25 protein-coding genes are annotated in these 26,131 nt (G+C 72.8%); 11 read left to right on the forward strand and 14 right to left on the reverse strand.

Going from position 1 to position 26,131, the window contains the following annotated elements; translation table 11 throughout:
* Nucleotides 1-25: 25 nt before the first annotated feature.
* From ilvA to BJ989_RS15580, 4 genes are read right to left on the reverse strand one after another with little or no spacing between them, the layout of a single operon-like run.
* On the reverse strand, nucleotides 26-1,258 hold the full coding sequence (gene ilvA, locus BJ989_RS15565) for a threonine ammonia-lyase (RefSeq protein ID WP_179518984.1): 1,233 nt from the start codon (nucleotides 1,256-1,258) through the stop codon (nucleotides 26-28).
* Nucleotides 1,255-2,634, reverse strand: a complete 1,380-nt coding sequence (locus BJ989_RS17895; protein WP_179518985.1) for an AI-2E family transporter — start codon at nucleotides 2,632-2,634, stop codon at nucleotides 1,255-1,257. Before BJ989_RS17895 ends, ilvA begins: the two co-directional genes overlap by 4 nt.
* Nucleotides 2,631-4,088, reverse strand: coding sequence for a glutamate mutase L (locus tag BJ989_RS15575; protein WP_179518986.1), 1,458 nt, complete (start codon nucleotides 4,086-4,088; stop codon nucleotides 2,631-2,633). The genes BJ989_RS17895 and BJ989_RS15575 overlap by 4 nt, the downstream gene beginning before the upstream one ends.
* Nucleotides 4,075-5,244 carry a cystathionine gamma-synthase gene (locus BJ989_RS15580; RefSeq protein ID WP_179518987.1) on the reverse strand — a complete coding sequence of 390 codons (1,170 nt, stop codon included), beginning with the start codon at nucleotides 5,242-5,244 and terminating at the stop codon, nucleotides 4,075-4,077. Before BJ989_RS15580 ends, BJ989_RS15575 begins: the two co-directional genes overlap by 14 nt.
* 108 nt (nucleotides 5,245-5,352) lie before the next feature.
* Here BJ989_RS15580 and msrA point away from each other — a divergent pair, with 108 nt between their 5' ends.
* The 5 genes from msrA to BJ989_RS19035 all read left to right on the forward strand — a co-directional run bounded on the left by msrA (nucleotide 5,353) and on the right by BJ989_RS19035 (nucleotide 8,635).
* On the forward strand, nucleotides 5,353-6,003 hold the full coding sequence (gene msrA, locus BJ989_RS15585) for a peptide-methionine (S)-S-oxide reductase MsrA (protein WP_179518988.1): 651 nt from the start codon (nucleotides 5,353-5,355) through the stop codon (nucleotides 6,001-6,003).
* Nucleotides 6,004-6,117: 114 nt separating this feature from the next.
* Entirely contained in the window at nucleotides 6,118-6,480 is a 363-nt protein-coding gene (locus BJ989_RS15590) for an ArsR/SmtB family transcription factor (RefSeq protein WP_246283454.1), read from the forward strand.
* Nucleotides 6,477-7,202 carry a cation efflux transmembrane domain-containing protein gene (locus BJ989_RS15595; RefSeq protein WP_179518990.1) on the forward strand — a complete coding sequence of 242 codons (726 nt, stop codon included), beginning with the start codon at nucleotides 6,477-6,479 and terminating at the stop codon, nucleotides 7,200-7,202. The genes BJ989_RS15590 and BJ989_RS15595 overlap by 4 nt, the downstream gene beginning before the upstream one ends.
* Nucleotides 7,202-8,119, forward strand: coding sequence for a cation diffusion facilitator family transporter (locus BJ989_RS15600; RefSeq protein ID WP_179518991.1), 918 nt, complete (start codon nucleotides 7,202-7,204; stop codon nucleotides 8,117-8,119). Before BJ989_RS15595 ends, BJ989_RS15600 begins: the two co-directional genes overlap by 1 nt.
* A 207-nt stretch (nucleotides 8,120-8,326) precedes the next feature.
* A complete protein-coding gene (locus BJ989_RS19035; RefSeq protein ID WP_425490018.1) occupies nucleotides 8,327-8,635 on the forward strand; it encodes a methyltransferase family protein in 309 nt (102 codons plus the stop codon).
* A 153-nt stretch (nucleotides 8,636-8,788) separates the two neighbouring features.
* Here BJ989_RS19035 and BJ989_RS15610 read toward each other — a convergent pair whose 3' ends face one another.
* On the reverse strand, nucleotides 8,789-9,535 hold the full coding sequence (locus BJ989_RS15610; protein ID WP_179519694.1) for a cytochrome c biogenesis CcdA family protein: 747 nt from the start codon (nucleotides 9,533-9,535) through the stop codon (nucleotides 8,789-8,791).
* A gap of 110 nt (nucleotides 9,536-9,645) precedes the next feature.
* On the opposite strand from BJ989_RS15610, the gene BJ989_RS15615 reads away from it, so the two are divergent.
* The gene (locus tag BJ989_RS15615; RefSeq protein ID WP_179518992.1) at nucleotides 9,646-10,011 is read left to right on the forward strand and encodes a BlaI/MecI/CopY family transcriptional regulator; all 366 of its coding nucleotides are present in this window, start codon (nucleotides 9,646-9,648) and stop codon (nucleotides 10,009-10,011) included.
* Nucleotides 10,008-10,976 (forward strand): M48 family metalloprotease, encoded by a 969-nt coding sequence (locus tag BJ989_RS18920; protein ID WP_179518993.1) that lies wholly within the window; start codon nucleotides 10,008-10,010, stop codon nucleotides 10,974-10,976. The genes BJ989_RS15615 and BJ989_RS18920 overlap by 4 nt, the downstream gene beginning before the upstream one ends.
* Here the strand turns inward: BJ989_RS18920 and BJ989_RS15625 are convergent.
* The 8 genes from BJ989_RS15625 to lnt form a co-directional block, all read right to left on the reverse strand.
* Nucleotides 10,952-13,051 (reverse strand): bifunctional copper resistance protein CopD/cytochrome c oxidase assembly protein, encoded by a 2,100-nt coding sequence (locus tag BJ989_RS15625; protein ID WP_343049513.1) that lies wholly within the window; start codon nucleotides 13,049-13,051, stop codon nucleotides 10,952-10,954. The two genes, BJ989_RS18920 and BJ989_RS15625, sit on opposite strands and share 25 nt — an antisense overlap.
* Before the next feature lie 113 nt (nucleotides 13,052-13,164).
* Complete coding sequence (ccsB, locus tag BJ989_RS15630; protein WP_343049423.1) at nucleotides 13,165-14,091, reverse strand: c-type cytochrome biogenesis protein CcsB; 927 nt, start codon at nucleotides 14,089-14,091, stop codon at nucleotides 13,165-13,167.
* A gap of 59 nt (nucleotides 14,092-14,150) precedes the next feature.
* The gene (gene resB / locus BJ989_RS15635) at nucleotides 14,151-15,782 is read right to left on the reverse strand and encodes a cytochrome c biogenesis protein ResB (RefSeq protein ID WP_343049424.1); all 1,632 of its coding nucleotides are present in this window, start codon (nucleotides 15,780-15,782) and stop codon (nucleotides 14,151-14,153) included.
* Nucleotides 15,779-16,216 (reverse strand): redoxin domain-containing protein, encoded by a 438-nt coding sequence (locus tag BJ989_RS15640; RefSeq protein WP_218848846.1) that lies wholly within the window; start codon nucleotides 16,214-16,216, stop codon nucleotides 15,779-15,781. Before BJ989_RS15640 ends, resB begins: the two co-directional genes overlap by 4 nt.
* A 151-nt stretch (nucleotides 16,217-16,367) precedes the next feature.
* On the reverse strand, nucleotides 16,368-17,051 hold the full coding sequence (locus tag BJ989_RS15645) for a DUF305 domain-containing protein (RefSeq protein WP_179518996.1): 684 nt from the start codon (nucleotides 17,049-17,051) through the stop codon (nucleotides 16,368-16,370).
* Nucleotides 17,052-17,101: 50 nt separating this feature from the next.
* Complete coding sequence (locus BJ989_RS15650) at nucleotides 17,102-17,719, reverse strand: DUF3105 domain-containing protein (RefSeq protein WP_218848847.1); 618 nt, start codon at nucleotides 17,717-17,719, stop codon at nucleotides 17,102-17,104.
* Between the two features lie 92 nt (nucleotides 17,720-17,811).
* Nucleotides 17,812-18,627, reverse strand: a complete 816-nt coding sequence (locus BJ989_RS15655; RefSeq protein ID WP_179519698.1) for a DUF3152 domain-containing protein — start codon at nucleotides 18,625-18,627, stop codon at nucleotides 17,812-17,814.
* A 32-nt stretch (nucleotides 18,628-18,659) separates the two neighbouring features.
* Nucleotides 18,660-20,264 carry an apolipoprotein N-acyltransferase gene (gene lnt / locus BJ989_RS15660; protein ID WP_179518997.1) on the reverse strand — a complete coding sequence of 535 codons (1,605 nt, stop codon included), beginning with the start codon at nucleotides 20,262-20,264 and terminating at the stop codon, nucleotides 18,660-18,662.
* Nucleotides 20,265-20,635: 371 nt separating this feature from the next.
* Here lnt and BJ989_RS17905 point away from each other — a divergent pair, with 371 nt between their 5' ends.
* The 4 genes from BJ989_RS17905 to BJ989_RS15680 all read left to right on the forward strand — a co-directional run bounded on the left by BJ989_RS17905 (nucleotide 20,636) and on the right by BJ989_RS15680 (nucleotide 23,615).
* The gene (locus BJ989_RS17905) at nucleotides 20,636-21,082 is read left to right on the forward strand and encodes a peptidoglycan DD-metalloendopeptidase family protein (RefSeq protein ID WP_218848848.1); all 447 of its coding nucleotides are present in this window, start codon (nucleotides 20,636-20,638) and stop codon (nucleotides 21,080-21,082) included.
* The gene (locus tag BJ989_RS18420) at nucleotides 21,079-21,732 is read left to right on the forward strand and encodes a redoxin domain-containing protein (RefSeq protein WP_179518999.1); all 654 of its coding nucleotides are present in this window, start codon (nucleotides 21,079-21,081) and stop codon (nucleotides 21,730-21,732) included. Before BJ989_RS17905 ends, BJ989_RS18420 begins: the two co-directional genes overlap by 4 nt.
* Nucleotides 21,729-22,310 carry a copper resistance protein CopC gene (locus tag BJ989_RS15675; protein WP_179519000.1) on the forward strand — a complete coding sequence of 194 codons (582 nt, stop codon included), beginning with the start codon at nucleotides 21,729-21,731 and terminating at the stop codon, nucleotides 22,308-22,310. The genes BJ989_RS18420 and BJ989_RS15675 overlap by 4 nt, the downstream gene beginning before the upstream one ends.
* Nucleotides 22,311-22,928: 618 nt before the next feature.
* The gene (locus BJ989_RS15680) at nucleotides 22,929-23,615 is read left to right on the forward strand and encodes a recombinase family protein (protein ID WP_179519001.1); all 687 of its coding nucleotides are present in this window, start codon (nucleotides 22,929-22,931) and stop codon (nucleotides 23,613-23,615) included.
* A 215-nt stretch (nucleotides 23,616-23,830) separates the two neighbouring features.
* Here the strand turns inward: BJ989_RS15680 and BJ989_RS15685 are convergent, their stop codons facing one another.
* On the reverse strand, nucleotides 23,831-24,445 hold the full coding sequence (locus BJ989_RS15685; RefSeq protein WP_343049425.1) for a helix-turn-helix domain-containing protein: 615 nt from the start codon (nucleotides 24,443-24,445) through the stop codon (nucleotides 23,831-23,833).
* Nucleotides 24,446-26,131 lie beyond the last annotated feature (1,686 nt).

Below are 26,131 nucleotides of genomic sequence, written 5' to 3' on the forward strand. Positions count from 1 at the left end.
GGCAGCCCCTGCACCGGCTGACGGCTCACTCGACCACCCGGTAGCCGCGCTCGCGGAGCCGGGTGGTCACCGCCTCGGCGTGGGCGGAGCCGCGCGTCTCGAGCTGGATGCGCACCTCGACCTCGTCGAGGTGCAGCACCGGCGAGATCCGCTCGTGGGCGACGTCCATGACGTTGGCGCCCGACTCGGCCAGCGTGCCGAGCAGGCCGGCGAGCCCGCCCGGCAGGTCGGGGATGCGCACCCGCAGGAAGAGGTAGCGACCGTCGGCGGCCATGCCGTGGCGGATCACCTTGCCGAGCAGCAGCGGGTCGACGTTGCCGCCCGAGAGCACCGCCACCGCCGGGGTGCCCCAGCGGTGCGGCTCGTCGAGGAGCGCGGCGACCGCGGCCGCGCCCGCCGGCTCGACGACCATCTTGGCGCGCTCGACCAGCGACAGCAGCGCCCGCGAGAGCGACTCCTCCGAGACGGTGACGACCTCGTCCACGCAGCGCAGCGCGGCACGGAAGGGCACGTCGCCGGGCCGGCCGACGGCGATGCCGTCGGCCATGGTCTTCATGCTGGTGAGCGCCTGCGGCGCCCCACCGGCCAGCGAGGCGGGCCAGGCGGCGGCCCCCTCGGCCTGGACCCCCACGACGTGCACGTCGGGGCGCAGCGCCTTGATCGCCACCGCCATGCCAGCGACGAGCCCGCCACCACCGGTCGGCACCAGCACGGTCTGCACGTCGGGAGCCTGCTCCAGCACCTCGAGCCCGGCGGTGCCCTGCCCGGCGACGACGTCGGCGTGGTCGAAAGGGTGGATGAGCACGGCGCCCGTGCGCTCGGAGAAGTCACGCGCGGCCTCGAGCGCCTCGTCGATCCAGCGGCCGTGGAAGACGACCTCCGCGCCGTAGCCGCGGGTCGCCCGCTCCTTCGGGATCGGGGCGCCCTCCGGCATGAAGACGGTCGCCCGCAGGCCGAGCAGCTGCGCGGCCAGCGCCACGCCCTGGGCGTGGTTGCCGGCCGACGCGGCGACCACGCCGCGTGCCTTCTCCTCGTCGCTGAGCCGCGACATCCGCAGGTAGGCGCCGCGGATCTTGAAGCTGCCGGTGCGCTGGAGGTTCTCGCACTTGAGGCGCACGGGGCCGCCCGCGAGCGCGGAGAGCCAGCGCGACTCCTCCATCGGCGTCGCGATGGCGACGCCCGCGAGCTCCTCGCGCGCGGCGAGCACGTCGTCGAGCGACACCTCGGGCACGGCGACGGGGTCGGGCTGGGCGCTCACTGCTGCTCCTCCTCGCGGGGGTCGACCAGGGGCTCGGGCAGCCCGGCGGCGCGGGCGGCCTCGACGTCCTCGGGCTCGGGCGGGGGGCCGGGCCGCTCCGCGGCGGGTGGGCCGGGCAGGTCGTTGCGCAGACTGTCCTCGGCGTCGTCGCCCACCGCCGTGTGGGCGGCGAGGTGCTGGGCCACGGCGTTGCCGGCCGCGACGAGCGGCACGGCGACCAGCGCCCCCGCGACGCCGGCCACGAGGATGCCGCAGGCGATCGCGATGATCACCCCGAGCGGGTGCACCGAGACGAAGCGGCCCATGAGGAAGGGCTGCAGGACGTGGCTCTCGAGCTGCTGGACCAGCACCACGCCGCCGAGCATGAGCAGCGCGGTCACCGGGCCCTGGTCGACCAGGGCCACCAGCACAGCGACGCCGCCGGCGAGGGTCGCGCCGATGAGGGGGACGAACGCGCCGAGGAAGACCAGCACGCCCAGGGCGAGCACGAGGGGCACCCCGAGCAGGGCCGCGACCACCACCACGCCCACGGCGTCGACCAGCGCCACCAGCACGGTGGCCCGCACGAACTGGGTCAGCGAGATCCACGCCACCTGGCCCGAGCTGTCGAGCCGCTCCCGGGCCGCACGGGGCGCGAGGCGCACGCACCAGGCCCAGATGCGCGCGCCGTCGGCGAGGAAGAAGAAGACGGAGAAGAGCACGATGAACAAGCCGGCGACGACGTGGCCCAGCGCGCTGCCGAGCTGGGTGACCGACGACATCGCGCTGCCGTCGTCGACCGAGGCCGTGATGGAGCGCTGCACCTGCTCGAGGTAGCCGTTGATCTGGGAGTCGCTGGCGTCGAGCGGGCCGGTCTTCAGCCAGGTGCGCACCTGCTCGAGCCCGGCGACGACCTGGTTGGCCAGGTCGGTGAACCCCTGGGCGACCTGCTGGCCCACGAAGGTCAGCATGGCGGCGACGACGGCGATCCCGAGCGCGACCACCAGGCCGGCGGCGAGGCCGCGCGGCACCCCGACGAGGCGCAGCCGCTCCGCGAGGGGGCTCGCCAGCGCGGCGAGCAGCAGGGCGATCGCGACCGGCAGGGTGACCACCGCGAAGTAGGCGAGCAGCCACAGCAGCGCCAGCAGGGCGGCGCCGATCACCAGCGCCCGCCAGGCCCAGGCCGCGACCAGGTCGACGGCCCACGGCACCTGCGCACGGTCGAAGTTGGAGCGCCCGCCGCGCACCGCGAGGGCGCGCAGGTCGGCGGCCCGCTCGGCCTCGCGCTCGGCGCGCCGCTCGGCCCGCAGGACCGCCCACTGGGCAGCGAGCTGCTGGGTGATGCGCTCGGAGAGCCGCTCCTCCTCCCGCTCGCGTCGGGGCTCGGGCGGGGTCACGAGGCCACCGCGACGGCGGCGAGCCGCGACACCAGGGCGTACGCCGCGTCCGGACGGAGGTCGCGCAGCAGCCCGGCCGCGGCGAGCAGCGAGACCTCGTCCACGACCACGCGCGCCTCGCGCGGCAGCTGCCAGCCGGCGCCACCACCCGCGTCGGGCCCGACCGAGCCGGCGAGGACGCGGCCGGCGACGCCGGGACGGCCGTGGCGCAGGGCACCTCCGGAGGCGACCACGAGGCGCACCTCGCGCAGGTCGGTGCCCGAGCGCTCGACGACCCGGCCACCGGGGCCCACCACCACCCGGGCCCGGCCGGCGTGGCGGCGCAGCGCCTCGCCGACGGCCGCGCGGGCCAGCGCCTCCTCGTCGTCGGCGTCGGCCGGGGTGGTCGGCAGGAAGCCGGGGTCGTCCTGCCGGACCTGCGCGGCGTCGGCGAGGCGGTCGACGGCGTGCGGACCGCCCGCGACCGCCGCGACCGTGGTGGGCGCCGACCAGCGCATGCCGAGGTCGCCCTCGACCGTGCGAGCGACGGCGGTCGTGCCGGCGACGTCGCGGGAGAGCCCGTCGACGCCGGAGAAGGCGGTGTCGGGGTCCGGCTCGACCACCGAGTGGACGTCGGTGGTGGCCCCGCCGACGTCGACGACGACCACGTCGCCGACGCCCGGCCTGTCCGGGCCGGCCCCTCGGGCCAGCAGCTCGACGCCCCCCAGCACGAGGTCCGGCGTGGCGCCGCGGACCATGGCGGCGAAGGCGGGCGAGCGCGAGAGGCCCTTGCCGCCGATGACGTGACGCAGGAAGACCTCGCGCACGGCGGCGCGGGCGCCCTCGGGCGCGAGCCGGCCGATGCGGGGGACGACGTTGGGGGCCACGACGTGAGGTACCCCGCCGGCCTCGAGCACGCCCTGCACCTCGGGCACCGCCTCCGCGTTGCCGGCCACCACCACCGGGCCGGTCCAGCCGGCGGCCACGAGCGCCGTCGCCGCCTCGACGAGGACCGCCCGGTTGCCGCCGTCGGTGCCGCCGGTCAGCAGCACCACGTCGGCCCGGGCGGCCGCCAGCTCGGCGGGCAGCGCGGCGAGGCCCGCGGGCGCCCCGGCCGCGACCACGCACACGACCGCTCCCCCGCTGCTCAGCGCGACCCGCCGCCCGGCCTCGGCGGTGACCAGCTGCTCGCCGCCGACGACGGCGATGCGCAGCCCGCCGCCGGCCGACGAGCAAGCGAGGGCGGGGGCGGTGGTGGCCCGGGCATCGGCCTCGGCGAGCGACGCCACGCAGGCGGCGTACCCGTCGAGGACGTCGGTCGACACCGTCGTGCGGTGCTCGGCGCTCGCGACGACGGTGGCGCCGCCCGGCGCGTCGAGGTCGACGAGCAGGGCCTTGGTGAAGGTGGAGCCGACGTCGGCGCAGACGACGAGCCCCTCGAGCCGGGCCGGGGGTCGGTCGTCAGCCGAGGGCACGGTCGAGGTCCGCGAGCAGGTCGTCGACGGTCTCGATGCCGACGCTGAGGCGGACCAGGTCGGCGGGCACCTCGAGGTCGGTGCCGGCCACGCTGGCGTGGGTCATGCGGCCCGGGTGCTCGATGAGCGACTCGATGCCGCCGAGCGACTCGGCCAGGGTGAAGACCTGCGCCCGCTCGCAGACCGCGAGCGCCTGCTGCTCGCCGCCGGCGACGCGGAAGGAGACCATGCCGCCGAAGCGCTTCATCTGCTTCGCCGCGACCGCGTGGCCGGGGTGGTCCTCGAGGCCGGGGTAGACGACCTGGCTGACCCGGTCGTCGGCGGCGAGGAAGTCCACGATGCGCTCGGCGTTGTCGCAGTGGCGCTCCATGCGCACGGCCAGCGTCTTGAGCCCGCGGTGGGTGAGGAAGGAGTCGAAGGGTCCCGGCACGGCGCCCATCGCGTTCTGGTGGAACGCGAGGCGCTCGGCGACCTCGAGGTCGCGCACGACCAGCGCCCCGCCGACGACGTCGCTGTGCCCCCCGACGTACTTCGTCGTCGAGTGGACCACGACATCGGCGCCGAGGGTGAGCGGCTGCTGGAGGTAGGGCGAGGCGAAGGTGTTGTCGACGACCAGGAGCGCGCCGGCGTCGTGGGCCACCGCGGCGAGTGCCTCGACGTCGCCGACGTTGAGCAGCGGGTTGGTCGGCGTCTCGACCCACACGAGCCGGGTCTCGCCGGGGCGGATCGCGGCGCGCACCGCGTCGACGTCGGAGACCGCTGCCGGGCTGTGCGCCAGGCCCCAGACCTGCTCGACCTTGTCGAAGAGCCGGAAGGTCCCGCCGTACGCGTCGTCGGGGATGACCGCGTGCTCCCCGGGGCGGCACAGCGCGCGCACGAGCGCGTCCTCGGCGGCGAGGCCGGAGGCGAAGGCGAAGGCGCGCTCGCCCTCCTCGAGCGCGGCGAGCGCGCCCTCGAGGGCGGTGCGCGTGGGGTTGGCGGAGCGGGAGTACTCGTAGCCGCCGCGCAGTCCGCCGACGCCGTCCTGCTTGTAGGTCGACGTGGCGTAGATCGGGGCGATCACGGCCCCGGTGGTCGGGTCCGGCTCGTAGCCCGCGTGGATCGCACGCGTCTCGAAACCGGCCTTGCTCGTGTGGTCAGCGCTGTGGGCGGTCACGTGGCGAGCGTAGACCCGCGCGGGCCCGTCGCGGCCAGCGGGAAGGCCGCGGCGCCTTGGTGCGTTGAGCAGACTGGGGACGCCCGTACCCCGGTGAGGAGCCACCCTGTGTTCAACCGCCACAAGACCACCCTGCCCGCCCCCGAGGAGGCGCTCCCCGGCCGCGAGGACCGCTGGTTCGCCCTGGCCGAGCGCCACCGCGTGCTCGACGCGCCGGTGGTCACCGACGAGGTCCCCGACGGCCTCGAGGTCGCGCTCTTCGGGCTCGGCTGCTTCTGGGGTGCCGAGGAGGTCTACTGGCAGAAGCCCGGTGTCTGGTCGACCTCCGTGGGCTACGCCGGCGGCCACACGCCGCACCCCTCCTACGAGGAGGTCTGCAGCGGCCGCACCGGCCACACCGAGGCGGTCCGGGTGGTCTTCGACCCGGCCGTGGTCTCCTACGCCGACCTGGTCAAGGTGTTCTTCGAGGTCCACGACCCGACGCAGGGCATGCGCCAGGGCAACGACGTCGGCACGCAGTACCGCTCCGCGATCTACTGGACCACCCCCGAGCAGGAGCGCGTCGCCCGCGAGCTCACCGACGTGTACGCCGCGGAGCTGCGCCGCCGCCGGCTCGGCGAGGTCACCACCGAGATCCGACCCGCCAGCGAGACGCCGTACTACTACGCCGAGGACGCCCACCAGCAGTACCTCGCAAAGCACGTAAATGGCTATCGGTGCCACGCCAACACCGGGGTGCGGTTCCCCGGCACGGCCTGAGCGGGATTGACCTGTCGGCCCGGGCGTCCCGGAAGCCACGCGACGAACGGTGCCGACACAGGTTGACTCCCTCGCCGTGTTCAGCGCTATCATCGCGCTATGGCGATGGAAGAGATGACGAGGGCAACCTCAGGGGGCCTCGACGAGACCGCAGCAGCGCGAGCAGCGGCCTGCCTGTTCCGGGGCATGGGCGATCCGTCCCGGGTCGCGATCTTGCAGCACCTGCTGCTGGGTGAGCACACCGTGAGCGAGCTGACCAAGCACCTCGGGTTGGCGCAGTCGACCGTCTCGAAGCACCTGGCCTGCCTGCGGGACTGCGGCCTGGTGGACTCGCGGCCTGTCGGGCGCTCGTCGGTGTTCTCGCTGACGCACCGCGGTGCCGTGCTCAAGGTGCTCGCGGCCGCGGAGGAGCTGCTGGCCGCGACCGGCGACGCAGTCACGTTGTGCCGCGTCCACGGGGTGGGAGCCGAGAAGTGAGCGCCGATCTCGGGACGCCGACCGGCAATCTGGATGCGGGCAGGCGACGCCAGCTCGGTCGCCGGGCGCAGCTGCTCGCGGGTGCCTCGGTCACGTGGAACGTGGTCGAGGCCGTCATCGCCATCACTGCTGGCGTGGTCGCCGGGTCGATCGCGCTGATCGGCTTCGGGTTGGACTCGGTCGTCGAGGTCAGCAGCGGCCTGATCATCCTGTGGCAGTTCCGCCACCCCCTACCGGAGTCGCGCGAGCAGACCGCCCTGCGGTTGATGGCGGTCTCGTTCTTCGCGCTAGCGCTGTACGTCGGCTTCGAGTCCGTGCGCGCGCTCGTCACGGGCGCCGACCCGGACTCCTCGCCGGTCGGCATCGTCCTGGCGTCGCTCTCGCTCGTGGTGATGCCCTTCCTGTCCTGGGCCCAGCGACGCACCGGTCGCGAGCTCGGCTCCAACGCGGTCGTCGCGGACTCCACCCAGACGCTGCTGTGCACCTACTTGTCCGCAGTGTTGCTGGCGGGTCTGCTGCTCAACGCCACCCTGGGCTGGAGCTGGGCCGACCCGATCGCCGGTCTGATCATCGCCGCGGTGGCGGTCAAGGAGGGCCGTGAGGCATGGCGTGGCGACGGGTGCTGCTCGCCGGCCTCCGGTGGCGTCGTCGAGCGAGACCCGTGCGCCGATGGCTGCTGCCAGCGCGGGACCCCTGCCGCTCCCGGCCAGGAGTCCCACTGATGGGCACCGGCCACGGACACGGTCACGGCGTGCCCCGAGGCCATGCAGGCGGGCGCCACCGCAGGCGACTGGCCATCACGTTCACCCTCGTCGCCACGTTCTTCGTCGTCGAGCTCGTGGCCGGCCTGCTGTCGGATTCCCTGGCGCTGATCTCGGACGCTGGCCACATGCTGGCCGACGTGGTGGCCCTCGGGACAGCCTTGGTGGCCACCAGGATCGCGGTCCGACCAGACAAGACCGGCCGGCGCACGTACGGCTCTTACCGAGCCGAGGTCTTCGCCTCGGGCCTGACCGTGCTGATCATGGTGGGCGTCGCCGTGTACGTGGTGGTCGAGGCGGTCGGTCGCCTCGGCCAGCAGACCGAGGTCCAGACAGGCGCGATGCTCGTGGTCGGCCTGATCGGCCTCGTGATCAACGTCGTCTCCATGGTGCTGCTCCGACGGGGCGCAACGGAGTCCATCAACGTCAAGGGCGCCTACTTCGAGGTGGTTGCCGACGCCGCCGGCAGTGTCGGGGTCATCGCCGCCGGACTGCTCGTCCTGTGGACCGGTCAGACCTGGTGGGACACGGCGGTGGCGTTCGCCATCGGTGTCTTCGTCGCGGTGCGCGCGGTCGTGTTAGGTCGACAGGTGCTCGCCGTCCTCGGGCAACACGTCCCGCGCGAGGTGGAGCTCGCGCAGGTGGTCGCCGACCTCGACGCCGTCGCCGGTGTCGGCGGCGTCCACGACCTGCACGTGTGGACGCTCACCTCCGGGATGAACGTGGCAACGGCCCATCTCGTGGTCCAGGACGCCGAGTGCGCACAGTCCGTGCTGACCGAGGCACAGGCCCTGCTGTCCTCCCGACACCGGATCGAGCACGCCACCCTCCAGGTGGAAGTAGTCGCGGGAGCCCAGTGCCATGAACTCGGTTGGTGAGCTCCGCCGCGTGCCCCCTGTGGGCTGGCTCCTAGTCGGGCTGGCGGCCCAAGCGTTGCTCGCCGGCGATCGTCGACCGACCCGTCGGTCGCTCGGCATCGGTGGCGCGGTGTCATCGGCAAGCCTGGGCCTCGTCGCCTGGTCGGTGGCGACCTTCCGTCGCCACGACACGACCGTTGATCCCTGGCTCCCCGGCGCGCCAGCCGTCTGGTCAGCGAAGGCCCTTACCGACTGACACGGAACCCCATGTACGTCGCGATGGCCGGCGCCCTCGTCGCGCACACGGTGGCGCGGCGATCTGTCGCCTCAGCGCTCCCGGCGGCCGGTTTCGTCGTGGTGGTGGGCGCGGCACAGGTCCGGGCAGAGGAGGAGGCCATGGCAGCGAACTTCGGCGTCGAGTGGCACGCGTACGCCGCGACATCGCCGCGCTGGCTCAGCCTCCGATCGCTCTACGCCCGCACGCGCTCCGCGCGACCTCGGGCCACCGTCGGTGTGCCGCCGCCGACCGGACCCTGACCTCGCACTGAGCGGGTGCACCCCAGCGCACAGCTGAGCGCCAACGACTACGCGGCCGGAGCTGGGCAGTCCGTCTGTTACTCCCCTGCCACCCGCCCTCGCCCGAGCCTCCCGGCCCGGGGGTCGCGGGGTTCGAGCGACGAGGCGAGGTGCTCACAGAGGCGCCTGCCAGGACGAGACCCACACCTGGCTGCGCGCCATGAGGTCGGTCCACCATCCGGTGAGCTGCAGCAAGCCGAGGAGGATCAGCATCGTCCCCCCTGCACGCGTGATGAGGCGGGCACGGCGTCGAGCCCACCTGAACGACCGCATGGCCCGGTCGACGGACAGACCAGCGACGACGAACGGCAGGCCGAGCCCGAGGCTGTAGACGAAGGCCAGGATTGCCCCTCGACCGGCATCGGCCGAGGTCGTCGACAAGGTGAGGACAGCAGCCAAGGTGGGACCGATGCACGGCGTCCACCCCAACCCGAACGTCACGCCGAGCGCAGGTGCCCCGGCAAGCCCGATCCGAGGCGACCACGTGGGACGAATCGTGCGGGAGAGGGGCAGCCGGTTGAGGACGCCGACGAACACCAGACCGAGAGCGATCGTCAGGACACCCAAGAGCTGGGTCAGCCGCGCCTGGTGCTGTGCCAGCCAGGTGCCCGCCATCCCGAAGAGCGCCCCGTAGGACGTGAACACCGCCGCGAAGCCCAGCACGAAGAGCGTGGCACCGACGGTCGCGCGGCGGGTGCGGCGCTCGACGTCGTGGTCCACCGTGCCGGCGACGCCGGAGACGTAGGACAGGTAGCCCGGTACCAGGGGCAGACAGCACGGCGAGAGGAAGGAGACCACGCCGGCCGCCAAAGCGATCGCGGCCGCGATCAGCAGTGGCCCCGACAGCACGACTTCCTGCATCACCCTCGCCCTCCGATCCACCGCGGCTGTGCTGGGCGGGAACTTCTCAACCCTACTATGCGCCTTAGGACTTGAGTGGCGGGCGGGGGGATCAGGAGTACGATCACGTGGTGCGACAGTTCGGCGACCTCGAGGCACTCATCATGGACGTGTTGTGGAGCCAGCCAGGGGGTCACAGCGTCCGCGAGGTCCTCGCACGCTTCCCCGAGGGTGAGGCCCGGGCCTACACGACGGTCATGACGGTGCTCGACAACCTGCACCGCAAGGACTACCTCGAGCGCGAGCGGCGCGGCAGGGCCTACGTGTACCGGCCCAAGCAGACCCGCGAGGCTCACACCGCCAGCCTCATGGAGGAGCTCTTGGTGGGCAGCGGTGATCCGGGGGCGACATTGCTGCACTTCGTCGGCCAGATGCAACCAGGTGAGGCGGCGCGCCTCCGCGCCGCCCTGGACAGCCTCTCCGAGGACCAGGCGTGACCGCGGCACTGCTCCTCGCGTCGTTGGCTGCCGCCACGGGCATGCTCGGTGCGCGTCTGGATCGGGCGCACTGGCCAGCGCGGCTGCCCAAGCACGCAATCGTCATCTGGCAAGCGCTGAGCTGGTGCTTCGTCACCTCCGTCCTGCTTGCCGGCCTCGCCCTCGCAGTGCCGAGCGTCCCTTGGGGTGTCGACGGACTGGCCGGATTCGTCGGTGCCTGCGCCGCACTGGTCCGCGACCACTACGCGACGCCGGGTGGGGCCGCCGCGGGGGGCGTCGGACTCCTCGTCGTCGGGACGGTGGTGTCGAGCATCGGCGTGCGGGCGTGTGCGGAGGTCAGGATGCTCAGACGAGCACGGGCACGGCAGCGATCGGCCGTGACGCTGGTGGCCGACCACGACGAGCGCGCCGACGTCTGGCTGCTGGAGGAGCCGCGGCCGGCCGCCTACGTCCTGCCTGGCCGCGTGCCGATGATCGTCGTGACCACCGGAGCCGTGGCCGACCTGCACGACGGTGAGCTGCGGGCCGTCCTCGCTCACGAGCGGGCCCACGTCGACGGGCGCCACGACATCGCGATCACGGTGGCCCGCATCCTGCACCGCGCCCTGCCGGGCGTTCCCCTCCTCGCGGCAGCCGCTCGGGAAGTGCCTCGTCTGTTGGAGATGCACGCTGACGACCGCGCTGCCCAGGCTCACGGCCGCCGGGCGCTGGCGACCGCGCTTGCACGCCTCGCGGGCGCACTGCGACCGGGCACCGAAGCGACCCCGGTCACGCTCAGGTCGACCGGCGGTGACGCGGCGGCACGCGTCGAGCGGATGACCGATGCTGCCCGACGCGGCCGCTGCTGGCAACGTTGCGCGCTCGGGGCCGTCGCACTCGTGCTGTTGCTGGCGCCACTGGCCCTAGCAGCCGCACCTGCGGTCGAGGCCGCTGTGCTGGACTACTGCCCCGTCCCGCTCGGCTGAGTCGGTGCGGTGCCGCTACCGCCAGCGGCGCCGTCCTCCCGCCGCACACCGCGTCCCGCCAACGCGGCCAGTCGGTCGTTGTAGCGATCTAGTTCTCGGTCTCCCTCCCGGTCGACCTTCCGGTCACGGCGCCGCCTCTCGCGAGCGTCGGCTCTCACCCAGCTCCACAGCAGAGCCGCGACCAAGACCGCCAGCGGGTAGTCGCCGAGGCCCCACCCCAGCGACGCCCCGACGTACTGGTCACGGAGCAGATCGGGACCCCACTCGCGTCCGAGCTGCGCGAACCAAGATTCCGCCAGGACCTCGGAGCTGGCCATCAGCGATATCGAGAAGAACGCGTGGAAGCCGAAGGTGGTCATGAGCAGCAGGACCCGCAAGGGGTAGGGCGGTCGCGGCGGACCGGGGTCGACTCCGCAGACCGCGTTGGCGAAGAGGTAGCCCGCGACGAGGAAGTGGGCCGTCATCACCACGTGGCCGGTGTGCGTCTCCAAGGAGAGCTCGAACAGGGGGCTGTAGTAGAAGCCGACCAGCCCGGTGATGAACACCGACGCTGCCACAACGGGGTTGCCGAGCAGGTACGCCGGCCACGAGTGCACCACATAAATCAGCCACTCCCGCGGGCCCCAGGAGGCGTCGGTGCGGCGCTGCAGCGCGCGCAGCGCCAATGTCACGGGCGCGCCCAGCACCAGGAACGCCGGCACGGCTGTCGCGATGGTCATGTGCTGCACCATGTGCATGCTGAAGAGCACTTCGCCGTAGACCCCGGGTGCTCCGCTGGTGGCCCAGAACAGCCCGAAGCACCCGACTGTCCAGGCCGCCGTCCGACCGCGGGACCACCGGTCCCCGCGCTGCCGGAGACGTCTGGCGCCGCGGTGGTAGGTAACCAGCAGGACCAGGGCGGCGGTGCCCCACAGGGGGTCGAGCCTCCACTGGGTGAACCACTGCGCAGCGTCGAGCGGCGGCGGCATCGGATAACCCAGCAGCGCCGTCGCGCTGTCGAGCGGGACGAGCTCGGTCGCCGGTGGCTCGCTGCGCGACAGCGCGACCGCAGCGCCGAAGGTCGCCGCCATCAAGACCAGTTCGACCGTCACCAAGCGGGCGAACCACGAACCGCCGCTACCCCACCGTGTCAGCACGTGTCTGCGGTGCAGGTAGCCGGCGAACCCCAGCAGCAGCAACCCGGTCGTCTTGAGGCCGACGAGTCCGCCGTACGGGCTCAGGAGGTCGCCGATCCCGTCGAGCCGGAGCCAGACCGCGACGGAGCCGGTCAAGGCGACCAGAGCCCACGCCCATCCGGCGACCCGAGACCACCGCTGCACGGTGACGAGGGCCAGCGCGCGCCGGCGCCGGAGCACGACCAGGGTCAACAGCCCTCCGACCCACACCGCAGCCGAGCCGACGTGCAGGAACTGCGTCGTGACCGCGACGTCGTGGTCGGCGTCGCCTGCCGCGTGGCCCGTGGTGGCCAAGGCCCACCCCGCGGACGTCACGATACCCAACAGGAACGCCGCGCCGCTCATGCGCCGGACGTACGTGGCGGTCAGGGCGACGACGAGCGCTGCTGTCGCCGCGAACGCCAGGGCCCGACCCGCCTCCACCGAGGTCGCGAACTGCAGCAGCGTCATCGGTCCGACGGATTGGACCGGCTCAGCGGAGAGGTCGGAGTAGGTCAGGGCGAACTCAGCGAACCCACATCCCGCCCATAGCAGGGACGCCCACCCGACCCGGGTGAGCAGGTGGGCCTGCGTAGCGGAGAGGTCACCCCGGCGGTCGAGCGGCTCGAGGAGGGCGACGACGACCAGCAGCAGCCCGGTCACGGCGGCAAAGGCCAGGTCGCGGGCGGCGGCCGCCGCCGGCAGGCCCCACCGAGTGATCACACCCGGGTCGGGCAGCCCCCCGACAGCCGGCGGTTCGAGCCCACCCGTGAGGCGCAGCAGGACCACCGCGCTGAGGGCGCTGAGGGCGCTGAGGGCGCTGATCGAACCGACTGTCAGGAGCGTCGGGCCGCGGCCCGGGCGAAGCGGGCCGGGGATCGATCTCGACCGATGCTCCTCGGCCGTCACGCCGTCTCGCACGGTGCTCAACGGAAGCACCTCCGACCTAGACGCTGAGGGTCGATCTCGGCAGCCTCTGGCGCCGCTCGGCCCGGGTCGGGTGCGGTGTCTGCGCAGGGCATCGTCGTGCCCACTCACACGCCCGCGTAGGAATGTAGACCTGAGATCCACAGGTTGACCCCGAAGAAGTTGAACAGGAAGGCGCCGTACCCCGCCATCGCGAACCAGGTCGCACGGGGGCCGCGCCAGCCAGCGGTGCTCTGGGCGTGGAGGTACGCCGCGTAGCAGACCCACGTGATGAAGGCCCAGGTCTCCTTGGGGTCCCAGCCCCAGTAGCGACCCCAGGCGTTCTCCGCCCAGATCGCCCCTGCGATCACGGCGAAGGTCCACAGGGGGAACGCGAACACGTGCACACCGTGGGTGACCTTGTCGAGCACCGCGGCCCGCGGGAGCGAGCCGACGTAGCCGCCCGGGCCCGCGTCGAGCCCTCTGCGCTCCCATCGGCTGCGCAGCAGGTAGAGCAACGCGGTGACGGCTCCGATCGTGAAGACGCCGCCGCACACGATCGCGGCTGCGACGTGGACGATGAGCCAGTAGGAGTCGAGCACCGGCACCAGCTCGTCGACCGGCGTGTAGAGGACCGTCACAGCCAATCCGAGAGCCAGGGTGGCGAGCGTGACGACCCACGCGCCGGCCGCAATCACCGGACGAGCGCGCAACACCACCAGGTAGGCCCCGAGCACCGCCAGTGCACCGACGACGACGAACTCGTACATGTTGCCCCAGGGAGCTCGCTGCGCCGCCGCTCCGCGCGCGATCACGGCGCCCGCGTTCAGCACGAACGCGAGGACCGTCAGCGACGTCGCGACCGCCGGCAGCAGTTCGCCGTGTGGCGCCGTGCGCGCGGGTGATGAGTCGAGCAGCGCGGTGCGAGCCTGGGCAGCGTGAGACGGGTCCTGCAGCGCGGGACCGGTCGACGCCGCCGCGCGGGTGCGCGAACTCCGGCCGGCGGAGCGGACCGCCGTGGTAGCGGCGTGGGCGAGCAGCGCGAGCGCGAGCACCGCGATCGTCGAGTAGACCAAGCCGTCGGAGAGCCGGGCGAGGCCGTCTGGGTCGATCGTCACGAAGCGGACCTCCTGGGAAGGTGGTGGGCGAGGTCGTGCAGCTCGGTCGCCGGGGTTCCACGGCGGGTGAGGGGATGACTGGCGAGCTGCAGCCGCAGCTGGCCGTCTCCTTCGACGACCGCGCGGGCGTACAGGCGACGCCGGCGCACGACGAGGGAGGTGGTCAACCCGGCCAGCAGCAGCAGGGCTGCGACCAGCGACACCTCCTTGCCGGGGTCGCGTGCGAACTGGAAGTTCGCGAAGCGGCGCACGTCGTCGAAGCGGATGCTGCCCCGCCCGCCGGGGAGCTCGAGCGTGTCCCCCAGCGCGAGGACCTCCCGCAGCGGACGCTCCCCCGACGTCTCCAGCACCGGCTGCAACCCATCGGTGTCGAGCTCGAAGACCGACTGGGGGCGGCCGTCGTCGAGTCCGAGGTCGCCGGTCCACGCCGTGAGCACGAGCCGGGGGTTCAGCAGGTCGGGGAACGCTGAGTACGGACCGTTCTCATCAGCCGCGGCGGTTGGCAGGAACAGACCCTCGAAAGCGAGCTGGGTGGGCTCCGCGTCAGGTGCCTTGATCACGCCGTCGGAGGTGACGTTGCTGTCGGCGGGCAGGAAGACGACTGGTCCCGAGAACACCGTCTCGCCGGTGCCGTCGCGGACCGTCACCACCGGGGCGTACCCGTGTCCGGTGAGGAACGCCTTGGTGCCTCCCACCTCGAGCGGCTGATTGGGGCGCACGACCTGCTCGAACGTCGAACCGGGCGTCGTCACTTCGAGGGCAGCGTCGAAGGACCTCGGCTCGCCCCGCCGGCCCGCCGCGGTCTCGAAGGTGGCGTCGAAGGAGGACAGGTGGAAGCTGAACGGCTCCAGGTCGTCGACGTCGGTCCACACCGAGGGGGTGAAGGCGTCGTACTGCGAGGCAACGTTGGTGAACGACTCCCCCTCGACGACGGCAGCGCGAGCCTCGTACCCGAAGAGGCGCCCACCCGCGACCCCCACCAGGAGCACGAGCAGCGAGAAGTGGAAGGCCAAGTTACCCACCTCCCGCACGTAACCGCGCTCCGCCGAGAGCCACCCGTTCCCGCGACGGACACGGAAGCGCCTGCGTGACAGCTCGTCGGCGAGCGACGCCAGCGCGTGGGTCGCCAGCGCCTCGTCGAGCGGCTCGCTGACCGCCCAGTGCTCGAAGCGGTCGAGCGAGCGCGGCGGCTCCGGTGGCGCGCCGCGGGCCGACCGCCACAACACCGCGCACCGGGGCAGGACGCACCCGGTCATCGAGACCAGCAGCAGGAGGTAGACGGCGGCGAACCAGGCCGAGGCATAGACGTCGAAGAAGCCGAGGCGGTCCAACCACGGCGCAAGGTCAGGGTTGTCCCCGTAGAACCGGACGACCGCTCCCGGGTCGGTCGCGACGTTGCGCTGCGGGAACACCGATCCGGGGACAGCGGCCAGCGCGAGCAGCGCGAGCAGGACGACGGCTGTGCGCATCGAGGTGAGCCGGCGCCACGACCAGCGCAGCCATGTGCCGACCCCGGAACCCGTGGCGACGCCGCTGAGCCGGGACGCCGGCGCGTCCTGGGCGACCGCCGGCGGCGCAGCGCCCTCGCCCTCGTCCGTCCCGCTCGCCGGGACCGTTCCAGCGCTCACCTCGTGGTCCCCGCACGACCGCCCAACGCGTCGCCGACGAGTGCGGACAGGGTGCCGTAGCCGACCGGACCGATCACACGGGCCGCGAGCCGACCGGATCGGTCGACCACGAGCGTCGACGGAACCGCGCTCGGAGGTAGAGCAGCGCCGAAGGCACGGAGCGCATCAGGCGCCGTCGCGGTATCGATGCTCGGGTAGCCGATGCGAAAGCGTCGCTCGAAGGCTCGTGCCGCCTCGTCGTTGTCCCGGACGTTGATCCCGACGAAGGCGGCGCCCCACGCCTGCGTCTCGCGGTGCACGCGCCGCAGCACGGGCGCCTCGGTCCGGCACGGCGCGCACCACGACCCCCACACGTTGTAGACGACGACCTGGCCGGCGAGGGCGCTCGAGATGAACTCCCGCCCGTCCAGGAGGGTGCCGCTGATCTCCGGCACGGGCCGGCGGTCGGCGACGTCGTACTGTTCCACGACCCCATCGCCCGCACGGGTGGCTCCGGTGGACGAGTCGCTCCCGCAGCCAGCGACCGCCCCGGCCCCGGTCACTGCGAGGGCCCCACCCAGGAACCTGCGTCGACCCAGCGACATGTCACTCGCCGCGTCCGGCGCCGGAGGCGTCACGGGGACGCTCATAGGAGTCGAGCAGCGCGCGGAGGGCGGCTACCTCCGACTTCTGCGCCTGGACCATGCGGCCGGCCAGCAGACGGACGAACGGGTCCTCCGCGCGCTCGGCGGCAGCCTCCGCCATGGCGATGCCGCCCAGGTGGTGGGGGATCATCAACGACAGGTACATCTGCGCCGCGCGATCACCCGTGGCGCGCTCGAGGGCCTCCAGCTCGGCGTCGGTGGCCATGCCCGGCATCGAAGTCGCGGCGGAACCGCCTGTGTCGCCGCCCCTCGCTGCGGGATGGCCGGCGTGGCCGCCGAGCGCGCCCATCTCCTCCATGTCCCTCATCCAGGACATCGGTGCTGCGGCGGTGGACTGCGGGAGTCCCCGCGACGCGAGCCAGCCGTACATCTGCCCGATCTGCTGCTGCTGCGTCAGCATCACGTCGAGCGCGAGCTGACGAACGTCGGCGCGGTCCGTCGACTCGCGGACGAGCACGGACATCTCGACGGCTTGGGCGTGGTGAGCCTGCATGTCGCGGAGGAACCCCTGGTCGAGGGCCGCCGCACTAGTGGACGACGACTCCCCACGCCCGACGACGGCCCCCAGCGCGACCCCACCAGCCACGAGCACCCCGGCCAGGACGACCGCGACGGCCGTCAGCACCGCGGCCCGGCTCGGCAGCACCTCTGGGGTCTCGGCCTCCCCCCTGTCGCTCACAGGTCGACGCCGCCGGTGCACGGGGCGCCCGGCTCCGGCGTCTGGGGGCCCTGCGCGAACTGGGTGACGAATCCCTCCAGCTTCGGGTCCTCCGCATCGTCCAGCTCGAGCTGGACGCCCCACGCCGAGGCGACGACCGGGGCGTCGAGGCCCTCGACCGGCGACACCAGCACGTACCCGTTGCCGTCCGCGATCTCGCCGAGCGCCTCACGCACATCGGCGTCGGCGTCCGGTGCGTGCGCGAGCCACACCGCCCCGTGCTCCAAGGAGTGCACCGCCAGCTCGTCGGGAACAGGCTCCTCGTAGACCCCGCAGTTCAACCAGACCGCGTTGTGGTCCCCGCCCACGGCCGGAGTCTGTTCGTAATCGACCTCGCCCTCGACGTGGTTCTGGCTCAGGTCGTCGACGAAGGTGAGCCCTTCGACCTGCGGGTCGTCACCGGCGAACACACCGGCCGCCTCCTCGCGCTGAGTGGTCGTCTGGCGGATTGCCAGCACGGTGGCGACCACGATGGCGATGGCGATGAGCGCGGCAGGCACCACGAAGGTGAGCGCTCCGGCGCGGCTGCTCTTCACCGAACCCGCGCCGCGGGCCTTCTTCGAGCTCGAAGACACGAGCGGCTCCTCTCCGCGGTGACGCGGCTGTGCGTGTGATGACGCGCTGACGACCACAGCCTACGTACTAAGCCCACTAGTAGACAAAGTGGTCAGCCGCCAGGGCCCCGCGCGGGCCACGGGTGCGCGGCGCACCCCTGCAGCCCCTTGGTCTGCTGCAGCATCACCGGGGCGAGACGACCGGGGCCAGGGCAGGAGGCGTGGCCCTCCCCGAGGGCGTGGCCCACCTCGTGGTTGACCAGGTACGTCCGGTAGCGACCCAGGTCAGTGTAGGCGGGGGCGCCGTTGGCCCACCTCCACGCATTGAGCGCCACGGTGTCCCCGTTGCGGCAGCTCAGCCGTCCGCCGGTGTCGAGCGGCAGGCACAGCTCGTCGGTCGTCGCAGGGCTTGCCAGGACGATGCGGAGGTCGGCATGACCGCCGGTCCGCCGCATCGCGATGTCGCGAGTATCGCCCCATCCGCGACGGTCGAGGAGGATGGCGTCGACCTGGCGGGCGAGCTGGGCCGGGGTGACCCCGAGACCGAGCTCGACCTCGACGCGGTAGGTGAACGACTCGCCCGCCACCGGCCTGACCCCGCGGGCTGCAGCAGCCACGAAGCGCCCAGAGGCACGCTCGGGTACTGCCGCGACGATGCCGCCGCCCACCTCGGCCGACTGCGATCCGGGCCGCTCACGCGTCGCAACGGTTCTCCCACGCGGCGGGGTCCACGACGACGTCCGCGGGGTATCGAGTCTCGGCCCCGCACCGACCGGAGACTTTGCGGACGCGCTGGTGACCCCGCGCGCCGGCGCGGCGGCGCCGGCGCCGGGCTCGGGGAGCTCGTTCGCAGTCCCGCCTCGGCCAACCGCCAACGCCAGTGTCACCGAGACGCCGGCGACGAAGCACGCAGCGAGGCGACCCGGCATGCGGACCGTGCGTGCGCGCCGGTGCCGGCCGCTCACCTCGACGCCCGAGGCCGGCGGACGCGCGACGTGCGGCCGAGGCGTGCAACCCGGGCCCTCCGCCAAAGGGCGCTCAGGCTCAAGAGCGCCGCTGCGGACGGGACCACCAGTGGCCCCGCGGCAGCCGCCGCTGTCTTGTCCCGCACCAACGGCACATCCTCCACCAGCACCGCCCGACCCGAGTCCTCCGATCGACTCACCACCGACCCGTCCGGGGCGATCACCGCCGACACGCCGGTGGTGGCAGCCACCACGACGGCCCGACCCGTCTCGAGAGCCCGCGCCCTGGTGATCACCAGCTGCTGGTTCAGCTGACGGGTGCCGGTGAACGTCGCATTGCTGGTCTGCACGGCCAGCAGCTCGGCTCCGCCGTCGATCGCTGCGCGAACGGCGTCGTCGTGGGCGACGTCGAAGCAGATCAGCAGGCCGACGTGCGTACCGGCCACGCCGAAGGGGCCTTGGTCTCCCCCGGGCAGCATGTCCCGGGGCACCTCGTCGACGCGGCCCACCCCCAAAGTCCTGAACAGGTCCCGCCAGGGCACGTACTCCCCGAAGGGCACCAGGTGACGCTTGACGTAGGCGCGACCGACATCGTGCCCGTCGCGCCACACACGCGTCAGGTTCACCGCCGTCCCGGTCCGGGGGCCGTCCTCGATCGTGCCGACCAGAACCGGGGCGTCCACGGCGGCGCTTGCACGAACGAGGTCCGCACGGACGTCCGCGTCCGCGCCGGGATCGACGGCCGTCGAGTTCTCAGGCCAGAGCACCAGGTCGGGCGCGATGGGCACGCCCCCGTCCGCAACCGGCCTGACCGTCCCGCCTGTCCGGCCGATCCCTACCGTGGCCTCGGCCAGCCTGTCGGTGACCTCGCGGTGGTGTGCCGCCAACTGGGTGCCGTCCCCCGGCACGCCGCCTTGCACCACCGCCACGGTGAACGTCTCGGCGTCCGCGACCCATCCTGACCCGAGCGATGCCGGCGGCCACAGCAATGGCGCGGACAGCAGCGTCGCCGAGACCCCGGCGGTGCCCAGCGCTCCAGCGGCCCGAGCCCTGGGTCGCCGGAGCGGGCACCGCAGCCGCCGCACCGTCATGGTCGCCACCCAGGCCGCGAATGAGCCGGACAGGAACACCACCATCGAGGTGCCAGGCACACCGACCAGCGCGAGCCAGCCGGCCCACGGCGCGTCCACCGCCGACCACGCCAGTCGGGGCCACGGGAAGCCGCCCAGCGGCACGCGCGACCACACCTCCTCGCCGAGCACCCACACCACGGCGACCCAGACCGGCCAGCCGGGCCACCGCGCAACCAGGCTCATCGCCGCCCCGGTCAGCCCCACGAACACGCCGACCGCCACCGATGTGACCACCCAGGCCGACAGACCTACTGCTGCCAACCACGGAACCAGGAGAACACTCCAAGCCGTTCCGGTCACGAACCCCAGGAGTGACCCGAGGCGCCCGCCGGCACCGTGGACGCACACTGCCAGCACACCCGCGCCAGCCGGGGCCGCAGCCCACCAGCCGAGCGGCTCAGCAGAAGCCGCGAGGAGCGTCGCTGCCGCGACAGCACCCGCCGAGCGGAGCAGCACCTGGGGGGACACGACGTGCACTCTACTAAGACGCGTAGTAGCGTGACCGGCGACCGCCGCCCCGGCCACGGAGGACCATGCCCGCCACACCTGGTCGCCGTCGTGCACCACGCCCACGTCGGCCTTGGAGCTCTGCTCTCGTCCCCGGCGTGGCCGTGGGCGTCCTCGTGTCGAGCGCGACCGCCTCTGTCTTGACCGGCGCAGCGGGACTGCAGCACGCAGCGCCGACCTCAGTGCAACCGGTGTCCTCACCGGGTGCCGCCGTCGCACCACGCCGAGACGACGCCGACGGGGCTGACCTGCGCGCCCGCCCACACGTGTCGCGTTCCGGTGACCGCGGCCCGACAGCGGCGGACCTGGCGGCGCGCCGGGAGCGAGCGCTGGTGTCGCTCGACGAGCGAGCTGCCGCCTACACGGCGTTCCTGCGCGACAACCGGTGGGGGCTCCCCCTCGCCGACTACGAGCTGACGGCGACGTTCGGCCAGAGCAGCTCGCTGTGGTCATCGGTCCACACCGGTCTCGACTTCGCTGCGCCGACTGGGACGCCGATCCTGTCCGTCGCTCGCGGCACGGTGGCCGAGGCCGGTTGGGCCGGCGCCTACGGCGAGCGGACGGTGGTGGTCGACGCCGACGGCACCGAGTTCTGGTACTGCCACCAGGAGTCGACCTCCGTCTCACCTGGGGAAGACGTTGCTGCCGGCGAGGTCATCGGCACTGTCGGCGCGACGGGCAACGTCACCGGTCCCCACCTCCACCTGGAGGTGCGACCCCGCGGTGGCGCGCCGGTCGACCCCTTCGTCGTGATGGCCGACCGAGGTGCGTCACCGTGAAGTCGAATCGGGCGTGGCGGGAGGCGGTGCTGATCTCTTTGCCGCTGTACCTCGCGGCCCTCGTCGTCGCCTGCGCGCCGACGTCGAGCCCGCTGGGGGGGCCGGGCAGTCGGTCGGACGCCGCGACGTTCGTGGGACCCGTGGACGTCCCACGGGCCGAACCGTGCAGTTCGCTGCTGTCGCGTCCCGCCACACCGGTAGAGCAGGGGTGGACAACGGTCCGGCTGCCGTGCCTGACAGAAGAGGCGGAGGTCGAGGTGGCTGCTCTAGGCGCCGTCGAGGGTGGACCCGTCGTGGTGAACTTGTGGGCGTCGTGGTGCACGCCGTGTCGAGAGGAGATGCCGCGCCTCGAGCAAGCGGCCCGGGAGGCGGCGGACGACGGCGTCCGCTTCGTCGGTGTCGCGACGCGGGACGCGCCCGAGAGGTCAGGCGAGTTCCTCCGCTCGCTCGGGGTCACGTTCCCCCAACTGAGCGACGTGAGCGGCGACCTCCTTGCGGAGCTCGGCGTCCCAGGTCTCCCGGTCACGGTGGCGGTGGCGGGAGGCGCGGTCGTGGGGCAGCACGTCGGACCAGCCTCCGCGCAGGACCTCGCAGACCTGGTCAACGAGGCCCTGGACGCGGAAGTCGCGAGTGAGGCAGCGACCCCGTGAGGACCCCCAGCCAATGGTTCACCGCGATGGTCGCAGGCCTCGCGTCGGTCGCCCTCCTGGCAGCGACCGCTTCGCCCGCAGACGCGCACAGCGCGCTGGAGTCGAGCTCACCCACCGCCGGTGCGCAGCTGAGGTCGGCGCCGGACACCATCGAGCTCCGCTTCAACGAGCCGGTGCTCGCCGACTATGCGAGAGCCTCGGTCTCCGTCGGCGAGGGGGCCCCGACAACGCTGTCGCTCGAGGTGACCGGGGCGGTGGTCGTGGCCGATACGGCCGAGGTGCGAACGCCGACAGGCGAGCGCTCCATCCCGTGGACGCTGCGCTACCGTGTCGTGTCCGCCGACGGCCATCCCATCACCGGCGAGCTCCGGTTCGCGGTCGCGCCAGCACCGCCGGCGCCGGACACGACAAGGTCGGCGGCTCCCGAGGACGGCGGCGCCGCGCGCACGGAGGACATCCAAGCACCACCCGAACCGGATCAGCTGAAATCCACGTCTTGGTGGTGGTGGACCCCCCTAGCGCTCCTGCTGGCAGGCGTCGCACTGACCCTCCGCCGGCTTACGCGAGGCCGAACCTAGAACACCCGCGACAACTAGCGGTCCCGCCCGAACGGCGCTGTGGCTCGCGCTCCACGACGGTCGGGGCTCACACATTGGGCGGCTCGCGTGCCACAGCGGCCCGTCGGCACATGGTCAGCGACACGCCGGGACGGAGAGCACCGCCCGGCCTGCCGCCGCGGAGGCCCAAGTTCGAGGACCGAGCGCGTTGGTCATGGTGGGACCGGCAGGAGCCGCACCGCGGGTCCGCGCGCTGCTGTCGACTCCGGGAACGCCAAATTTTGCCCGCAGAAAAAATTGGGGCTGCACGAACGCCCCCCGCCCCCTCGGCGCGAAGTGGACAGGGGGGGCCTGAGCGGTGGTCGGTGACACCGCCCGCCCCTCCGAGAGCCACCTCGTTTCCCGTCGGTCTACTCGGCCGAGCCCGGCGCCGGACTGCGCGCGACCTCCGACGAGTCTGGGGCACACCTACTCGAGGTGGGCTCGACTTTGGGCGGGCCCGTCTCCCACGTCTTCGTCGGCAGACATGCTGAGACCCCAGAGCGTTCTCAGCCCCGAACGCCAGGCACCGGCCAGCCCGGCCTACGCAACTGTTCGGTTGCGTAAGAAGCGGGCGTCCGTCAAGATGAACCAGTGCGGGTGATCGGGTACATCAGGGTCAGCACCGACGACCAGGCTCGTAGCGGGCTAGGTCTGGAGGCGCAGGAGCAGACGTTGCGCCAGGCCGCTGCGCGAGAAGGCTGGGACTTGGTGGACCTCGTGGTCGACGAGGGTCGCAGCGCCAAGAGTCTCGACCGGAAGGGGTTGCTGGACGCCGTCGCCCGTGTCGCCGCCGGCGAGGCGGAGACGATCGCCGTCGCCAAGCTCGATCGCCTGACCAGGTCCCTGGTCGGGCTCGCCGACTTGCTGGAGTGGGGCGAGCGGGTGGGAGCCAGCATTGTTGCCCTCGACCTCGGCTTGGACACGTCGACCAGCACCGGCCGCTTGGTGGCGCGCATCATGGCATCAGTCGGCGAGTGGGAACGCGAGCAGATCAGCGACCGGACTCGAGCGGCCGCCGCGGTAAAGCGCGACAAGGGCGAGCGGATCAGCCGCGGCTCGGTGCGCGACTCCAACCCCAGTCTCGCTCGTCGGATCGCCGCGGCCCGCGAGGCGGGTGAGACCTGGCAGACCATCGCGGACGCCCTGAACGAGGAACAGGTGCCGACCGTGCGCGGTGGCGCGTGCTGGCGGGTGTCATCGGTGCAGGCCGCAGGCGGGTACCGACGGCCGACCTCCCGCACCGCGCGCGTCGAGTTGCCGACCCCTCCGCGCCGACGACGCTAGGTGTTCGATCTTCAGGCGTCACCGTGGAGTGGGGCCGGGGAGATACTTCGGGGACCAGGGCGCCTCGTCGCGCCTCGCCTCGCCAGCGGCACGCAGCCCTGCTGCGGCGCCCCGGAGGTACCGCGAGTCTCGGGCGTTGGCCTCGATGGACCCGGCCTCGACCTCGCCCGCGACTAGGTCCAAGATGCGCGCCGCATCTAGGTAGTCGTCGCGGGTCATGGGGCCATCATGCCGGGCGGCGCGTCCTCGGACGGGAGGAGATGCGTCTTCGACGACTCGACCACCCTGCTGCGACTCAGGCGACGGCGTCGAACGGTGACCTCGACGACACCTCCTGGAGTGGTCGTGCGGGTCACGACCTGCTCCGTGATGAACAACTTGCTCGCCGCCGCGCGGCGGCGGCGACGGCGATGGTCGACGCGGGCCGCGTACAGAGACTCCGGCGCCAAGGCAGCGCCCGCGACCTGGACCAGCAGGCCGGGCAGGCCGGGATCGGAGTCGTCGATCGCCGATGCGATCCGGGTAAGGGTGGATACCCGCGTGCGCCGCTCCCCGCGCTCGAGGCGACGAAGACTCCGGGCGGCGAGTCCGGCACGCGCGGCGACGTGGCCCTGGGCGAGGCCACGCTCCTGCCTCAGCGCCACCAACAGTAGCCCCAGTGTTCGCGCCGCCGCACGCTCCTCCTCGTCGAGGGGTCGACGCCCCGGGTCCCCTGGGCTCGCCGGGTCTTGCCGGGGCGGTGCCGGACCCACTGCGCGCGCGGGACACCCGCCAGCGGTCCAACAACTACAGTCCCTCGCCGTCGTGCACGGCTCGAGGGGGGTTTCCACCCCTGCACCTTGCCTGTTGAGCCGAGCAACGTCGCGGGCTCAGCGGGGCGCAACGTCACCCCAGGACGCAAGCCACTGGACCCTGGCGTACTCCGCCGGTGCCGCCCACCAACCGTTGCCCCCGCCCTGCCCATCCGCACCTGCCGGTCCGTACTGTCCACCGGCCGAGCGTGCTCCCCGTCTCTCGTCGGACGAGCGGCCCGTCGGCTCCTACGCTCAAGTACGGCGCGCTGCCCGAGGGCAGTAGCCGGCCGATGAGTCGGCCTGGGGGCCTCCTCGACCAGCACGACCTCCGCACCAGGATGGTGGCCGCCATCTCGGGCCGCGGCATGCGGGTGCTGCACCTGACTAAGGACAACGAGGTCGATGGCTCGGCGCAGCCTTGGTCGCTGGAGGCGGCGGAGCGGCCCTACATGGTGGCCATCGGCAACGCAAACGGCCGCTTCACCACGGTGGCGCTCGACTTCGACGCCAAGCGCGGCGAGCCCGGTGACGCCGACCGCCACGCCGGCATCGTGATGGACCTCTTCGCTGATGCTGGTATGCCCGCGGTTCTTGCTCGCAGCGGTCCGACCGGTGGGCGCCACGTGCTGCTCAGCATCGCGGGCTATGGCCTCCCCGTCGAGAGCGGGCGTCTCATGGTCACCAGGCTGCGCGCACTCGGGTTGACCAGCTTGGACCCCTCCTGCATGAGCAGCGTGCGCTCAGGCATCAGGCCACCCGGCGCACCTCACCGGCGCGGGGGACGCTCCGAGGTGGTCGGCGACCCCGCCGAGGCCCTTGCTCGCCTCCGCCGCGACCGGTCCGACACCCCGGGCGCGGCCGATCTCAACGACTTCATCGACGCCCTCGCTCTCCCCAGCGACATGCGTGCCCCCCTGCGGCGCCCTCGGGCGACGACCGACGGCCATAGCGAGGTGGTGCTCGCGGACCGCTCGGCACAGCTCCAGCGGTACGCGACTGAGGTGGTGGCCGGTGGTGGCGACCTCAACCGGCTGCGAGCCTTCCTCGCCGCACTGCCTGCCGACGACGCCGCGGCGCAACACCTGGCCGAGAAGTCCCCGCGAGGCCGCGACGCCGCCCTCACCCGCTCGCACAAGAAGGCGGTGCAGTGGCTCGCCGAGAACCCCGCGGCGTACCAGGGCCAGGTCGACGACCAGGCCGTCATCGCCGCCTGGAGGGAGCGCGACCTGGCGTCCCTGGCCGCCCCGCTCGGCCCTGTGGCCGTCGTCTTGCCCGTCATGGCCGAGCAGCACCGGCAGCGCCTGGTGGGCACGAGCACGCGAGCACTGGCCGAGAGGACCGCGCTCTCCGAGGCAAGCGCGAGGCGGGGGCTGGCCAAGGCCGTGGAGGTCGGCATGCTCGAGGTGGCCGATGCCGGCAAGGGCGCCCGGGCCCGGCGGTACCGGCTGAACCCCCCGGAGCAGTGGGACGCGGCGGTGCGTGACGCAGTAGGCCCCTCCCCTGTCAAGGGGGGCGTGAGGAGGCCTACTGCGTCACCGACCGCCGCAACCGCCGCCGACCTGGCCCGCGAGGTCGGGAACGAGGTCTGGTACGCCGAGGCCCTGGGTCAGCGGGTGCGCCAGGTCTACCTCGCGCTGCACGAGTGTTCGGCCGCGGGCGACCCCGCCCCGACCGCCGCCGTCGCGCAGAGGGTCAGCAAGAGTCCCCGGCAGGTGCGCGACG

This window comes from Nocardioides perillae (genome assembly GCF_013409425.1).
In the GTDB taxonomy this organism is placed as follows: domain Bacteria; phylum Actinomycetota; class Actinomycetes; order Propionibacteriales; family Nocardioidaceae; genus Nocardioides; species Nocardioides perillae.